The sequence below is a fragment of the Daejeonella sp. genome (assembly GCF_017495225.1).
GTDB lineage: Bacteria > Bacteroidota > Bacteroidia > Sphingobacteriales > Sphingobacteriaceae > Daejeonella.
On sequence record NZ_JAFEIG010000002.1, the window covers coordinates 124,170 to 140,313 of the forward strand.

General features: G+C 37.1%; 13 protein-coding genes. 7 read left to right on the top strand and 6 right to left on the bottom strand.

The features are described from left to right. Positions 1–170: 170 nt before the first annotated feature. The 5 genes from QZ136_RS00755 to QZ136_RS00775 all read right to left on the bottom strand — a co-directional run bounded on the left by QZ136_RS00755 (position 171) and on the right by QZ136_RS00775 (position 6,401). Positions 171–707: a CIA30 family protein gene (locus tag QZ136_RS00755; RefSeq protein ID WP_291399411.1), complete on the bottom strand. Its 537-nt coding sequence runs from the start codon at positions 705–707 to the stop codon at positions 171–173. A gap of 371 nt (positions 708–1,078) precedes the next feature. Further along, entirely contained in the window at positions 1,079–1,708 is a 630-nt protein-coding gene (locus QZ136_RS00760) for a class I SAM-dependent methyltransferase (RefSeq protein ID WP_291399412.1), read from the bottom strand. Positions 1,709–2,063: 355 nt separating this feature from the next. Then, positions 2,064–2,822, bottom strand: a complete 759-nt coding sequence (locus tag QZ136_RS00765; protein WP_291399413.1) for a DUF1835 domain-containing protein — start codon at positions 2,820–2,822, stop codon at positions 2,064–2,066. Positions 2,823–3,286: 464 nt separating this feature from the next. Continuing rightward, positions 3,287–3,901, bottom strand: coding sequence for a hypothetical protein (locus QZ136_RS00770; RefSeq protein ID WP_291399414.1), 615 nt, complete (start codon positions 3,899–3,901; stop codon positions 3,287–3,289). A 520-nt stretch (positions 3,902–4,421) separates the two neighbouring features. Continuing rightward, positions 4,422–6,401, bottom strand: a complete 1,980-nt coding sequence (locus QZ136_RS00775) for a dehydrogenase E1 component subunit alpha/beta (protein WP_291399415.1) — start codon at positions 6,399–6,401, stop codon at positions 4,422–4,424. Positions 6,402–6,523: 122 nt separating this feature from the next. Here QZ136_RS00775 and QZ136_RS00780 point away from each other — a divergent pair, with 122 nt between their 5' ends. The 7 genes from QZ136_RS00780 to QZ136_RS00810 all read left to right on the top strand — a co-directional run bounded on the left by QZ136_RS00780 (position 6,524) and on the right by QZ136_RS00810 (position 14,282). Then, complete coding sequence (locus QZ136_RS00780; RefSeq protein WP_291399416.1) at positions 6,524–7,114, top strand: gluconate 2-dehydrogenase subunit 3 family protein; 591 nt, start codon at positions 6,524–6,526, stop codon at positions 7,112–7,114. Between the two features lie 27 nt (positions 7,115–7,141). Further along, positions 7,142–8,845: a GMC family oxidoreductase gene (locus QZ136_RS00785; protein ID WP_291399417.1), complete on the top strand. Its 1,704-nt coding sequence runs from the start codon at positions 7,142–7,144 to the stop codon at positions 8,843–8,845. Between the two features lie 128 nt (positions 8,846–8,973). Further along, entirely contained in the window at positions 8,974–10,059 is a 1,086-nt protein-coding gene (locus tag QZ136_RS00790; RefSeq protein ID WP_291399418.1) for a Gfo/Idh/MocA family oxidoreductase, read from the top strand. 6 nt (positions 10,060–10,065) lie between these two features. Continuing rightward, on the top strand, positions 10,066–10,713 hold the full coding sequence (locus tag QZ136_RS00795; RefSeq protein WP_291399419.1) for a carbohydrate-binding family 9-like protein: 648 nt from the start codon (positions 10,066–10,068) through the stop codon (positions 10,711–10,713). Positions 10,714–10,779: 66 nt separating this feature from the next. After that, positions 10,780–12,153, top strand: a complete 1,374-nt coding sequence (locus tag QZ136_RS00800) for a DUF1080 domain-containing protein (protein WP_291399420.1) — start codon at positions 10,780–10,782, stop codon at positions 12,151–12,153. A 517-nt stretch (positions 12,154–12,670) separates the two neighbouring features. Then, positions 12,671–13,645, top strand: a complete 975-nt coding sequence (locus QZ136_RS00805; RefSeq protein ID WP_291399421.1) for a hypothetical protein — start codon at positions 12,671–12,673, stop codon at positions 13,643–13,645. A gap of 355 nt (positions 13,646–14,000) precedes the next feature. Beyond that, positions 14,001–14,282: a hypothetical protein gene (locus QZ136_RS00810; RefSeq protein WP_291399422.1), complete on the top strand. Its 282-nt coding sequence runs from the start codon at positions 14,001–14,003 to the stop codon at positions 14,280–14,282. Between the two features lie 120 nt (positions 14,283–14,402). On the opposite strand, the gene QZ136_RS00815 is transcribed toward QZ136_RS00810, so the two are convergent. After that, the gene (locus QZ136_RS00815) at positions 14,403–15,791 is read right to left on the bottom strand and encodes a LutB/LldF family L-lactate oxidation iron-sulfur protein (RefSeq protein WP_291399423.1); all 1,389 of its coding nucleotides are present in this window, start codon (positions 15,789–15,791) and stop codon (positions 14,403–14,405) included. Positions 15,792–16,144: the final 353 nt, after the last annotated feature.

Here is a 16,144-nt window from a genome sequence, read left to right on the forward strand (position 1 = left end):
GATTAATGTCATATGGAGTCCTCAATGATAATATCATTTGATACTATCATTGATATTGTAATTTAGAGGGTATCTCCAAAAAATGTTGTTTTTAAGGGTTTTTAGCTTGGCTTTCCTGTGCCTGCTGCACGTTTTACGCTCCTCCAAAATATTATTTAGCAAATTGCAATTTACTCCAAGCCTATCCAATCAATCAATAATTTGAAGTCTTCGTCTTGCTTATTGGCAATCAAGAAACTCAATTGCTCTATGCTTCCAAAATTAAAATTTGGCATGTTCATTTTACGTCCTCGAAACTGTGGGTAAAATTCCTTGATTTCCAGCTTGATTGTTTCCCATTCTCCTGAAGTGCTAAATTGCTGCACGTATGACTCATATTGCAAAGTACGGCCCTTCAAGCGGAACTCATATTTCTTAGCATCGCCTTTTACCCGAAAAACAACAAATCTCTTTTCTTTTGCTAGATTGATTGTTTTGTTCAATTGAATCGAGGCAAATCCTCCATTGTTCGCCAATGAAACGTGACCTGAAAATTGTCCATGTCCCGCCTCACTAAGTACTAATGAACTTCTGGATATACCACCCATCACGCCATCATTTACAATATCCCATTCTTTGATGTTTGATTGACTTGAGAAATTATAAATATCTGTCATGTTTGGATGTGCGAATAAGCCGATTAGGAGTGAAATTATCAAAATTTTCATTTCTTAGATATTTATTGAGACAATTTACAGCTTTCTTTGCGTCGATTAGAATGTAGTCTGTTTATTTTCTTTTGAATCAATAGTACATGGGTTTTTATGATTATTGATTTGCCTTACTTGTTTTAGCTTGTTTGATAGGGGTTTTGCAGCCAGCCCCAAAAAGGCGGGACTTCCACTTTCATTTAGGTCTTTATAGCTCTAATTTTTCTTGGTCGCTGTTACTGAATAAACCATTGGGATATTATTGTTCAAATGCTTTATTCTAAATTTCTTCGGTTCAAACTCTATGGTTTTGTTAAAGCAATTGTAAGGTGAATAATCAAATTCGTCAAGAGAATTAATTTCAAGTCCGTTACCGATTAAATTATTTATTACCTCAATAAACCATGATTCCACATGACATATGATTGGCTTATGTCTGCGTTTTTATCGGCATAAGTTCCATTTTCGGTTTCTATTATTGCGCCTGAATTAAAATATCTGTAAGCAATTTTTTCAAAGTTGTCGTCAAACATCCAAACAACAGGATGAAATTCTACAAATACAAATTGTCCACCAGGTTTTAAAAACTTTGAAATAATTTTTGCCCACTTGTCTAAGTCGGGCAACCAACCAATTGTCCCATAACTTGTAAAAACTAGATCAAATTTTTCGTCCAGATGCTTTGGTAGGTCGTAAATATCGCAACAAATGAACTTTGCATTTGAATTTGTGTCTTTTGCAATTTGTTTTGCACTTTCAATTGCTTTGTCTGATAAGTCAACGCCTGTAACGTCTGCACCTAATCTACTCAAGGAAATGGAGTCTTGTCCGAAATGACATTGCAAATGCAAAATTGTTTTTCCTTTGATGTTTCCAAGCAAGTTTAATTCAATTTCATTTAAAGAGGTTTTTCCACTCAGAAATCCGTCTAGGTCATAAAAATCCGATTTTAAGTGCGTTTCAGTTCTATTATTCCAAGACTGCCGGTTTATTTCTATGTAATTTTGTTCGGGGTTCATTTTTTCTATGGTTGGTTTTCTAAATAACCGCTAACGGGTTGCGGCTTGGCGGATTTCAAAGCACAAATGTTCAGTTTTGCACAAAACTTAATTTAAACACTGAATCGCCACTTTGGGCTAGGTGATGTGGCATTAAACCTACTGCTTTACCTAAACAGCACCCTGTATTTCTTAATTTTTTTATCCGTTCTTAACCTTTTATTAATCATAAAAATAAGAAAATTCCCTCAGACCGCTTGCGCTCAGCTAAGTGGATTTGCAGCCTACGCAAAACACTACTCAATACCGACTAGCCATGAAATTGCTTTTGTGCAGGAGCGGTTTCATGCTCGGAACTTGCAAGGAAACCAAGCTGTTAGTGGCTTTGCATTTGTCTTTCATAAATGGCTTTAACTTGTAAATCTCCAAAGCCATATATCCCTTCTCTGTCTGCAAATTCCGAAAAAACTATTTTAAAAGTTTTCGACTTGTTTTCAATTATCTCTTTTATCACCCGATCAGGTCTGCCTAAAAATCCATCTAATGGAAATCTGTCAATATGTGCTTGACAAACTTCTTCTAAATACTCAAAACAGTCAGATTGGAATTTTGATAGCTCGCTAAGTTTATCCAAGTCGCCATTTTGGTATGCTTTCCATAAATTTTTTCCCAATTCAATGTCATCGTGTGTAAATTCAATTTTGGAATAATAAGCTTGTTCGAGTTTTTCAGGATTGGAAATTCCAAATCCTTTCCAAGTGTCGGCCTTATTTTCAATGATTGGGAAAATCCTAAAAATTTTAAGCCTAGCTTGATCTGCAAGGATTGAAATTACAAACCACATATTTGTCTGGCAAAATAAATCGTTTTCAAACCAAAGACAAATTTCGGAATTTTCAGGTAGGCTATACAGTTTTTCAAATTCACTTTTTGTTTTACTGAAATATTCTTCGGTCGATACTTGGTATGATTGAGCAATAAACTTTGCCCGGATTGCCCAAAACGCGCTAATGTTTTCAGCAGATACATTCCCTTCAATCAAACATTCTCTACAAATTATAAAATCTTGATTGATTTTTGTCTGTCTCAATTGGTCTGCCAAACAGTCTCCGTTTACTATGTGATATGTTGTCATTGTTGTAGGGCTTGAATAGGGGTAAAACGCCCATTTTGCACGGCGACCTGCCCGTCCCCTGTTGTAAAACTGGACGAATGAATATTGTTTTGCAATTTGGAGCAAATAGCCCTCCAAATCAAATTACTATAAAACATAAAAACATGACAAATAAAACTTTATAAATCTTGCAAATTGCGAATGGGAAATTATGCCCAATGGTGTCGAAAATGCACAGATTAAAACAAAAACAACTGACCTGGAGGCATCAGCGAAGTTAAAATTTTGCACCCAAAGGCAAAATGGACCCTGAAAAAACTAAAATTCACTCCGATTTGAAATGAATATCGTTGCGGAAGCAACTATATTTTTTGAAAACCCATAATAAACCAGACGATAGGCTTGCTACGCTAATGGCAACATCAGACTAAAGCCGAAGCTCCGTTGCTCTACGCTGCGGTTTAGTCCTTATATGTTAGCCACAGTTATTTTTCGTTTATTTTCCATTCGTTATCTTCAAATACAAATATTCCATTCCCTGCTCTAATTCTTTTTATATATCTGTCATATTTAGCTTCATCAAGTGTCCAAGCTAAACACCAATAGTTAAACATTTCAGGTTCTTTTTTAATCTCGTTGATATTTTTTTGTTGTTCTTTTGAAAATAATAAGACAGCTTCTTCATATTTTTTTTCATCCATCAATTTTTTCAGTTTCTCAACAGTTTTTAATTGTCCTGCAATTGTGTCAATTGGTATGTTCTGTTTGATGGAGTATTTATCAATTAAGTTTTCATCAGATTTATACCATTTTTTGAAATTATGAATACTTCCGTTCGTATAAATTGTATCAACGTTTTTGTCTGTATAGTGAATTAAAATTCTATGACTTTTCATATATTTTGTCGGACCCAAATCTTTCGATTTATTTAGGTCTGCAATAAACTCTTTCTCAAAGCCTTCGTTCATTTGTAATTTTATTCCCGGAAATCCTTGGTAAATTTCAATTAGTTCTACATTACTTGAGTTAATTATCATAGTCTTGTATGAACCACAAGAAATCATAAGTCCTAAAATTGTCAAAATAGCTATTTGTCTCATTGTCGTTTTATAATTGTGGCTAACTCCTTTACACACCTCACAAAATCATCCCTATCCAGGTGGATATGTCTGATAAACCCTGACGGCTATTTTATCTAGCCAAAGTAAAATTAATTAACCATAAATCATCAAGCTGTTGAAAAATCAGATTAAAAGAAGCTAAATTTATATTCCCTCAGTTCTTACTCTCAGTCGTTATTCTAAGCACCTAAATCTCCACCCAGCCTGACAACTGACTAATAGAGCAAGGAATAAGGAACAAGGAATAAGGAACAAAGAGTAAGGAGCAAAGAGAAAGGAATAAGGAGCAAAGAGAAAGGACAAAAAAATAATCAGTTGGCTAATATCGTTATTCTAAGCACCTAATTCTCCGCCCAGCCTTACAACTGACTAATAGAGTAAGGAATAAGGAGCAAAGAGTAAGGACAAATAATCAGCTAAATAATATCTTTATTCTAAGCACCTAACTCTCCGCCCAGCCTGACAACTCCCAACTGACAACTCCCAACTGATAACCGCCTCAATACCCCACCAACTTCTCCACAACCTCCCCCAATCTCGCTTTCGCCAAAAAATTATCCTCCAAAGCCTTATTCATGGGTATAGCCGTGTCTAGGCTTGCACAGCGCATCACAGGGGCATCCAAGTGCTCAAAGCAATGTTCTGCTATCCAGGCGCTGATCTCGCCGCCTAGGCCATTGGTGAGGGTATCTTCGTGCAAAATAAGCACGCGACCAGTTTTTTGAACGGTGGCTTTAACCGCATCTTTATCCCAAGGCTGTAAACTCCTTAAATCAATCAGGTCGGCAGAAAGTTCTGGATGTGCATCTAAATATTCCAGCGCCCAATGTACCCCTAAACCATAGCTAATGATACTGAATTGTTCACCTTGTCTTACAAGCCTTGCCTTCCCAATTTCAATGCTATAATAATCATCGAAAATAGGCTCGGAGATACCACGGTAAAGGTATTTATGCTCAAAATACATCACCGGATTTGGGTCTTCAATGGCCGCTAAAAGTAGTCCCTTAGCATCTGAAGGAAATGCCGGATAAACCACTTTTAAACCTGGAGTTTTAGTAAACCAAGCTTCATTACTTTGCGAATGGAAGGGCCCAGCACCCGTCCCTGCCCCTGTAGGCATTCTAACCACCACATCGGCCTTCTCGCCCCAGCGATAATGTGTTTTAGCCAGATTATTCACAATCTGGTTAAATCCGCAGCTCACAAAATCGGAAAATTGCATCTCCATAATGGCTTTTTTGCCATTAATTGATAGTCCGAGGGCGGCACCCACCACCGCCGACTCACATATCGGTGTATTCCTGACTCTGCCTTTCCCAAATTCCTCCACAAAACCTTGAGTAATTTTAAAAGCTCCTCCATACTCCGCAATGTCTTGTCCCATGATGACCAAATCAGGAAACTTCTGCATTCCCTGCCTTAATCCATCACTTATGGCATCTAAATATCTTTTTTCAGTTTTCGCCGGACTTTGAGGTAAAATCCCACTTGTATCTGATTTAAAATACATGTCGGAAAGCTCCTCAGAAGTATTTACAGCGGGCTCATCCATCAAAAATGCTTTTTCAACTTCTGAGTCGATTTCTTCCTTGAAACTTTGGCGTAGTTCGTTTATATGTTCCTCAGTCAGAATTCCCTCTTTCAACAGGAATTCCCCATAATTTTTTAGTGGGTCTTTCTTTTCCCACTCATCAAATAATTCCTGCGGTACATATTTAGTCCCAGAAGCCTCCTCATGCCCACGCATTCTGAAAGTCATGCATTCAATTAATACCGGACGAGGTTTCTGACGAATATCTTCAGCCAGCTCTTTAATGGTATGATAGACTTCCAAGATATTATTTCCATCGATGCGCCTGCCTTCCATGCCATATCCTAATGCCCTATCTACCAATTGTTTGCATCGGTATTGTTCATTGGTAGGGGTGGATAATCCATAGCCATTATTTTCAATGATAAAGATTACAGGTAGATCCCAAACAGCAGCTAAATTCAATGCTTCGTGGAAATCGCCTTCACTCGTTGCGCCTTCACCGGTAAAAACTAAGGTGGCTTTTTGTTTATTGTTGAGCAGGTCGGCGAGTGCAATGCCGTCGGCTAAAGCTAATTGGGGACCTAAATGGGAGATCATCCCAATAATTTTATAGTCTTGAGTCCCAAAATGAAATGATCGATCGCGGCCCTTGGTAAATCCCTCTGCCTTTCCCTGCCACTGCGCCATCAGCTTAGCTAAAGGTATCTCGCGACTCGTAAAAACGCCTAAATTACGGTGCATGGGCAGAATATACTCATCTTCATGCATCGCCAAGGTGGTGCCAACAGCAATGGCTTCCTGCCCAATTCCGGAAAACCATTTCCCAATTCTTCCCTGCCTGAGAAGTATTAACATCTTCTCTTCAATCATTCGTGGTTTAAGCAAATGCTGGTAGAGCTTTAGTAAAATATTGCTATCGAGATTTTTACAATCAAAATTCATATCTAAACATACTATTTTTCTCAAAAAACTATCTAAATTAAGCTTTTGAAAATCTTGCCTTCAATCATGGGTTTTTCCCTCATTTAATGGCAATTTGTTGATTATTTTATTTTTTAGAACGGATGAATAGAAGAGAAGCAGTCGGTAGAGCTGCATTTTTATTAGGCGGCGCATTAACTTTTAACAGTTTAGGTGCTTTTGCAGAAGGTGTCATGCCTCCCAATAATCTTCCCTTTGATGCAAAATTACTAAATGCCGAGGAAGATTTAGTGGCTGAAATTGCCGATACATTTATTCCGGATAGGAAAGATGTTCCTGGCGCAAAGGCTGCTGGGGTGGGTCCTTTTATTGTTATGATGATTCAGGATTGCTACACTTCTGATATTCAAGCGCATTTTGCCAATGGCTTGAAAAAAATTGAGGAAGTTTCGAATACTCAATTTAAAAAGTCGTTCAAAGCATTAACTCTTGCAGAGCGCGAAAGCATTTTCAAGCTTTTCAAGGCTGAAGCTGAAGCACAAAGAAAAAATCGTTCAACGCAAAGCGGAGCCATTGCTCCTCCACACTTTTTTCAGATATTTTCTGAATTGACTTATTTGGGATATTATACTTCCGAAATTGGCGCGACTAAAGCATTGAGATATGTTCATATTCCGGTAAGGTATGATTCATGTGTGCCATTACAACCGGGACAAAAAGCATGGGCAACCTAATCATTAATCATAGCATTTTTTTAGATAATGAATATTAATATAAAAGCAGAGAAGCAAAACACATACGATGCCATTGTGGTTGGTTCTGGAATTAGTGGCGGTTGGGCAGCTAAAGAACTGACAGAGAAGGGATTAAAAGTTTTAATGTTAGAGCGTGGCCGAAATGTAGAACACGTAAAAGATTATGATACGGCACTCTTAAAACCATGGGAATTTAAGCACCGTGGTAGAATTACTCCCGAAGATGCAGCAAGACATCAGGTACAAACTCGTGGCGGTCAGTACACCGAGTTTAATGGCAAGTTTTGGGTGGATGATATTGATTGCCCTTATACCGAAGTAAAACGCTTCGATTGGTATCGTGGTTATCATGTTGGTGGACGATCAATAACCTGGGGGCGCGGTTGCTTGCGCTTAAGCGAAATGGATTTTTCGGCAAATGCCAAAGATGGATACGGCGTTGATTGGCCTGTACGCTATAAAGATATTGCACCTTGGTACGATTATGTGGAGCGTTTTGCTGGTATCAGCGGACAGAACGAGGGTCTAGCACAATTGCCTGATGGGGTATTTCTTCCGCCATTTGAAATGAATTGCGTAGAAAAGGAAGTAAAGAAAAGAATTGAAAGTCATTATAACCGTGAGCGGATGATGACTATTTACCGCATGGCAAATTTAACGGTTCCTCATAATGGTAGAGGGACTTGCCTAAACAGAAGTTTATGTAATCGAGGATGCCCTTTTGGTGCTTATTTTAGTACTCAATCGGCTACTTTGCCAGCAGCAGTTGCGACAGGAAACCTTACTTTACGTCCTTACTCCATCGTAAGCTCTGTTTTATACGATAAGGAAACTCAAAAAGCAAAAGGGGTATTGGTAATTGATTCGGAAACCAATGAGCATATCGAATATTATGCTAAAGTGATTTTCATGAATGCATCTACCTTAGGTACCACCCAAATTTTGTTGAATTCGGTTTCGGATAGCTTCCCTGATGGTTTAGGAAATACCAGTGGTCATTTAGGTCATAATTTGATGGATCATCATTTCCAAATAGGTGCTTCAGGTACAGCAGAGGGATTTGATGATAAATATTACTATGGTCGTAGGCCTGTAGGAGTTTATATCCCACGTTACCGTAACCTTGGTGATAAGCCTGAGCGCGATTATTTACGTGGTTTCCACTATGGTGGTAGCGCTAGTCGCACAGGATGGCAAAGAGCAATCCCAGAAATGGGCTATGGTCAAGATTTTAATGAGAATATGACTGAACCGGGTCCTTGGGTAATGGGATTAGGCTCTTTTGGTGAGCATTTACCAGAGTACCATAACCGTGTTTTCTTAGATCATTCTAAAAAGGATAAATGGGGTCAGCCATTGCTCGCTATTGAGTGTGAATTTGGCGAAAACGAGCGTAAAATGCGTATCGACATGAAAAATGATGCCGCAGAAATATTAGAAGCCGCCGGAATGAAAAATGTTCAGTCCTTCGATAGACCTGCAATCCCAGGAATGGCAATCCATGAAATGGGAACCGCACGCATGGGTCATGATCCTAAAACATCGGTTGTAAATAAGTGGAATCAAATGCATGATGTGCAGAACGTGTTTGTTACTGATGGTGCTTTCATGTCTTCTAGCGCATGCCAGAACCCTTCATTAACTTATATGGCATTTACTGCCAGAGCATGTGATCATGCGGTAAAAGAGCTTAAAAAGGGTAATTTATAAGATTCTGCTTCTCAAATGAGCAAATTTTTGATAAAAATGTTTTTTTTATCTTTTTAAATAAATCTTAAAATCAAATCCGACAGGGTGCTAAAACATTCCTGTCGGATTTTAACGTTAAAATATAAAATATGTCAAATCAAGTTAAGCCCGTTCGTGTTCTGGTTGTAGGTTGTGGAAATATGGGTGCATCTCATGCTATTGCTTATCATCATAATCCTGGTTTTGAAATTGTAGGATTGGTAGCAAGAGGAAAATCGAAAGAGGTTCTAAATGAAAAAATGGGTGCCAATTACCCCTTATTTGATGATATGAATTCGGGTATGGCAGCTACAAATCCGGATGCGGTTTGTATTTCAACCTATCCAGATACGCATGAGGCTTATGCAATTCAGGCATTTGAAGCTGGATGCCATGTATTTATCGAAAAGCCAGTAGCCGATTCGGTGGAAGGTGCTCAGCGTGTATTAGATGCATCAAAAAAGGCCAATAAAAAATTAGTTGTCGGTTATATTTTACGTCATCATCCTTCTTGGGAAAAGTTTATTGAGCTTACCGGAAATTTAGGAAAGCCTTTGGTGATGCGAATGAATTTAAATCAGCAAAGTGATGGTGCAAATTGGGCTGTGCATCGTAATTTATTGAATTCTTTGAGTCCCATTGTTGATTGTGGCGTACACTATATCGATGTAATGTGCCAAATGACTCGCTCAAAGCCTGTCCAAGTTTATGCCATTGGCGCACGTTTAACGGATGATATTCCTGCAGATAACTATAATTATGGTCAATTACAGATACGTTTTGAAGATGGTTCGGTGGGATGGTATGAAGCGGGCTGGGGACCAATGATTAGTGAGACTGCCTTTTTTGTGAAGGATGTTTTTGGTCCGAAAGGATCAGTTTCTATCGTAGCAAAAGATGCTGGTGGTGGCGGAAAATCTGCTTCCATTGAGGCTCATTCAAAAACTGAGTCCATTTTATTCCACCATGCAGATTTAGACAAGGATGGGAAATTTGCTAAGGAAGACTTATTAATCAATTTAGATGATGAGCCTGATCATCAGGAGCTTTGTAATCGTGAGCAGCGCTATTTCTTGAAAGCCATTGTGGAAGACCTTGATTTAAGTGATCATGGCGATGATGCGGTAAATAGCTTGCGAATTGCCTTTGCTTGTGATGAGTCGGTTAGGACTGGCAAAGTAGTTTCTTTACTCTAATTTTTTATGAAGCAGCTATCTGCCCCATTTATTCATCACAGTGAGTCGACTTCAATGGATGAAATTTCAAAGAAGCTCGACCACATTCACAAGGAGCTGATTGCCAATGCTCCTTGGGAAGCATATCCTTATAAACCGGAAGTCGCTTTTGCGATGGCGCATGGTAAAGATGCAATTTTCCTGAAGTTTTATGTTGAAGAAAAGCATCTGAGAGCGGTCAATTCTGAGCCTAATCAGCCTGTTTATGAAGATAGCTGTGTGGAGTTTTTTATCTCTTTCGAGGATGAAGCTGAATACTATAATTTCGAGTTTAATTGTGCTGGAACCTGCCTTTTGGGCTTTGGTAAAGGACGAGATGGCCGGGAGTTGATTTCTCCAGAAATCATTAAAAAAATCACATCTCAAAGTACATTAAGGCCAGCAACAAATACTGAGGCAAACATAGGATGGGAGCTCACTTTAGCCATTCCTTTTTTTGCTTTTCAATACCATGAAATAAATTCCTTGAGCGACAAAAAATGTCGTGCTAATTTCTATAAATGTGGAGATAAGCTTCCAGAGCCTCATTTTTTAGCTTGGAATAATATTTCAAGTGAAGCGCCGAATTTTCATCTTCCAGAGTTTTTTGGAAGGGTGGAGTTTAACAACATTTAATAATATCCTGTTTATCAGGCAATTAAGGACAAAGAACTAAATTCAGAAACAAATAATTTAAAGATAATGATGTTTACCTTCTCAAAAACCATTCGCCCTTTCATTTTCGTGGCATTGATGTTGCCTGCAGCTTGTGCATTTGCACAAAATAGTAGCGCCTCTAAAAACGATTATCAACAAATTCAGGAGCCTCTTAAAAACGGCTTTAAGCTTTTATTTAATGGTAAAGATTTGACTGGTTGGAAGGGTTTAGTTGGCGATCCAATTAAACGCTCAAAAATGGATGCTAAAACATTGGCTGAAGCACAAGCAAAGGCTGATGCGGAGATGCGTGATAGCTGGAAAGTTGTGAATGGTGAATTGCAGTTTGTGGGTCATGGTGATAATATCGCCACAGTGAAAAAGTATGGCGATTTTGAGATGCTGGTTGATTGGAAAATTATTGATGATGGTAAGCAGGAGGGAGATGCAGGAATTTATTTAAGAGGCACCCCGCAAGTCCAGATTTGGGATAATGCGCGTGTAAAGGTTGGTGCTCAGGTTGGATCAGGAGGATTATACAATAATCAGGTGCATGAAAGTAAACCTTTAAAAGTAGCCGATAAGAAGCTCGGGGAGTGGAATACCTTCCATATTATCATGAAAGCAGATCGTGTAACAGTTTATTTGAATGGTGAGCTGGTAACCGACAATGTAATTTTAGAAAACTATTGGGATAGGAAAAGGCCAATTTTTGCTGAAGAGCAGATTGAGCTTCAAGCACATGGTTCGCCAGTTGCTTACCGTAATATTTACATCAAAGAATTACCCGCTGTTAAGCCATTTAAACTGAGCAAGAAAGAGCTTAATGAGGGTTTTAAGATCCTTTTTGATGGTAGTAATATGTTTAACTGGCAAGGTAATACTAGAGATTATATTAGCGAAAATGGAAATTTGGCTGTTCGTCCGAAACCAGGGAAAAATGCGCTAGGGAATAATTTATACACTAAAGAGCAGTACTCAGACTTTATTTTAAGATTTGAGTTTCAGCTAAGTCCGGGTGCGAATAATGGATTAGGAATTAGAGCCCCTTTAACAGGAGATGCGGCATATGAAGGAATGGAATTACAAATTTTGGATAATGATGCGCCTATTTATAAAGACTTAAAGGTTTATCAATATCATGGATCAATATACGGGACAGTTCCCGCAAAAAGAGGTTCTTTGAAGCCTGTTGGAGAATGGAACTACCAGGAAGTAATAGTTCAGGGTCCGAAAATAAAAGTGATTCTGAATGGAGATGTAATTCTGGATGCAGATATTACGGAGGCAAGGAAGAATGGTGCTATTGATGGACAAAAACACCCTGGATTATTAAGAGATAGTGGACATATTGGTTTTCTTGGTCATGGCTCTGAATTGCAATTCAGGAATGTCAGAATTAAAGATTTGAGTAAATAATAGTTCAATTACAATATTTCAAAGCAAAGACTAATTAGTCTTTGCTTTTTTTATGTTTTAAAATTTATTTTTCGAATTGAATAGGTTTTTCACCACTCAATAATTTATAAATACCGCTCACTCATTTTAATTTTTTGGGGCTATTTATCCGCTAGTTTAGATTAAAATTTATAAATCTAAACTCGTACATGGATAGTATATATGCCATTTTTAAGGCTATTAGGCCTGTTTATTTGAATTGCAATTCTTTTAGACTATGGAATTGTAGCATTCGTTTATTTCGCACGAAAGGCGACTTAAACTTTAAAGTTTATTTGGGTAAAGCTATACCGAAGCAGCAGTTTAGAATCCACGGACTATGCGACACGCTGTTAATCCCTCCTTAACAGAAAATGCAAATTAGTTGGACCTTACCTATCCATTTGGCTTGTTTATGATCAAAGTATTGGTCTCAACTATAAACAAGTCATAAAAGATAAATGAAGAACATTTTTATTAACCTTAAAAATTAATTAAAATGAAAAGAATACAAATTTTAGCAATCATTTCTATCGCATTAATTGGCAGTTTGATTATTTACTCGTGTAGAAAAGACAATAAAGTGGCAAATAGCGCCCCTCAGAAAACCTTAAATTTCATTGAAAATGGCATTAAAATCAATTATGCAAGCCAAATAATAAATGGTAATCTGCAATTTTCTCTAAATATTCAAGATGAGAAATCTGGAAAAGGTATTGTTGAAGATTTTATCGTAAATATAGATAAGAAACAATTATCAGCAGATATTACCAAGCAAATTACCGCAAAGCAGCGTGTATTAAGTCAAAGCTTTTCAAAAGAAGAAATCAGTAATATTATTGTTGTTATGGATAAAATGATTAATTCCTTAACAAATGATATTACAGACAAGGAGCTTTTAGATTTAAAAGTGCAAGGACTATTTATGAGTAAATCATTAGTTCAGTCGGTTAATAGGCAGATTCTTAAAAATGAACAAAATTCGAGCTTTAATATATCGTCAGTTTCAGATATGTTTTTTGATGCGAAAGTTTTTACAAGCAATACGGTTTATGAAGGGTTTAATAGAGGATTCTCATCTTTTGCGCTTACTGAAGATCTAATTGTTAATGTAAATGATTTTAACAATGCCATTAATCAAGATCCCCAAGGTTCACAGGCTAAAGAAACTCAATTTATTCAAACTGTTTTGGGTGGCTTAAATTCAAACTATGTTTCTGTTTATGAATTTGAAAGAGAGTTGGTCAACTATACACTAAATAACCCAGATAAATTTGAGGGTGCTCCATCTACATTTGGCTATAAATGGCCAAAGGGTAGTGATCATGGATGTTGTGGTAATTATGATGGCGATTGTTATTTTTTCCATCCAATTTGTTATTTACATGATAAAATGTGTAAGAATTGTACACCAAAGTGGCTTTGTTTACCAGGATGTAAGAAAGATAAGCCTGTTCAGAAAATTGAAGAGTAATTGCTTCGAATATTTTAACAGAGTAAATTCAAGAGTAGGAACATTCTTACTCTTGAATATCTTTATTTAAAGCTTTTATAGACTGTGTCAATGAGCTTTAAGAAAATTGATTTCAAATAAAAATAATATTTTTCTAAATTTTGATAAAAATAAATTTTTACAATAATAAATTTTATATTTAATTAAGTTATTTCAGATAGCTCATGCTGTTTAGCTAATAAAATCTTTTAAAGGATGTAGTACTTTGCTAATATTTGAATTATTGATATTATTAGGCTGCTGTATTTGGTGTTTGATCGAGAATATGAAATTTGTTAACAGTTAATCATCGAAATGTTCAATTAATTTAAAAGTTATGAAAAAAAATCTTTCTCTTCTATTAAGCTGTTTTAGTTTTATCTATTTTGTCGGTTTAATCTTTATTTCGATCAAAAATATTTTACTTAATGATATTTTTGAGGCTCTATTTGAGACTGCTACCATTCCCCTTATTGTTTTGGTGGCAATTTTAATAGTAATCAGTTTTAAGGCATGGCATGCAGATAAATGGGAAGTAAAATCAAAATCTTTCCCTACTGTACTTATTTTAACCGCTACGGTGGCTTTAATAATTTTCGCTACAGTCTTTAATGTTTAAAACAAAGCTGAATAATTGATTTCCGCTCGTTTAGATATTAGAATTTGGTCAAAAAAAAATCCGTAGATTCTTCTCTACGGATTTTATAATTCCTTATTTGAAGTTTTGTACAGACTTTAATTAAATTCCTTCTCCTTTTTGCTTCTCTTGCCACTGCTTACTAAATGATTTTTCTGCAACTTGTGGAAGAATACGGTGTTTACCCCAGCTTTTCTTGAAGAAGTTTTTCAACAATAGATTTTTGAATTTACCACCAAACATATCCATCATTTTACGCTTCATCATGCCCATTTTCCAGCCTTTCCAGCCAAGGCTTTCGGCTTTGGGACTTAATCCTTGGCTAACAGAATCTCTACGGTTTAAGAGGAGCATTTTGTGAATGTCTATTTTTACGGGACAAACTTCCGTGCATTTCCCGCAAAGGCTAGAGGCATAACTTAAGTGCTTAAACTCCTCCATTCCCGCCATGTGTGGCGTAATAATTGAGCCAATTGGTCCGCTATAGGTAGTTTCGTAAGTGTGGCCACCAATATTTTTGTAAACGGGACAAGCATTTAAACATGCTCCGCAGCGTATGCAGTATAAGCCTTGTCTTTGTTCTTTCTGAGCTAGTAAATTAGTACGTCCATTATCTAACAAGATTACGTACATCTCTTCTGGTCCATCGCTTTCATTGTTTTGTCGCGGACCACCCAAAATAGTATTATAAACCGTTAAATTCTGCCCTGTTCCATGTGTAGATAAAATAGGCCAAAACAAATCTAAATCATTGATAGAAGGGATAAGCTTCTCAATCCCTACAACGGCAATATGTATTTTCGGGAAAGTGGTTGTTAATCGTGCATTACCTTCATTTTCTGTTAAAGCGATACTTCCCGTATCGGCAATTAGGAAATTGCCACCGGTAATTCCTACATCTGCTGAAGTATATTTTTCTCTAAGTAATTCTCTTGCTTTTAGGGTTAATTGTTCTGGAGTGGCATCAATAGGTGTCCCAAAGCGTTCATTAAAGAGTTTAGCAATATCCTCTTTGCTGAGGTGCATTGCTGGAGTAACGATATGGTAAGGTTTTTGCCCCAATAATTGTACAATATATTCGCCTAGGTCGCTTTCTACAGTCTCAATGTGGTTTTTCTCAAGAAATTCATTAAGCTCAATTTCTTCGGTGGCCATTGATTTCGACTTAATGACTGTTTTTGCACCTGCTTTTTTAATGATTTGAAGAATTTCTTTGTTGGCTTCAGCAGCATCATTAGCCCAAATTACTTTTCCGCCTTTACGTTGGAAATTGGTCTCAAATTCAGGAAGAAGCTTGTCGAGGTTCTCCATAACCTTCCATTTGATGGTATGAGCCTTGCGTTTTGAATTTTCTAGATTCGCAAATTTCGATAAACCCCGCTCTACTGCAGTATCATATTTCCCAATATTATAATTGATAATACGTCTGTGATCCGAGTCGAAGGCCTTGGTATCAGAAGTTTTTACGAAATCGGCTGCTGCATTGCTCATTATGCGAATTTAAGTATTTAGTACAAAGTATTTAGTATTTAGTACAAAGTATTTAGTACTGAGTAGTTAGATAGAAAGTGATAAGCACAGATTTTTGAGATTATGGGCGTAGGGACAGGTCGCGACCTGTCCTCTGAGTAGTTAGTACATAGTATTTAGTAATTAGATAGAAAGTGATAAGCACAGATTTTTGAGATTATGGGCGTAGGGACAGGTCGCGACCTGTCCTCTGAGTAGTTAGTACATAGTATTTAGTAATTAGATAGAAAGTGATAAGCACAGATTTTTGAGATTATGGGCGTAGGGACAGGTCGCGACCTGTCCTCTGAGTAGTTAGTACATAGTATTTAGTA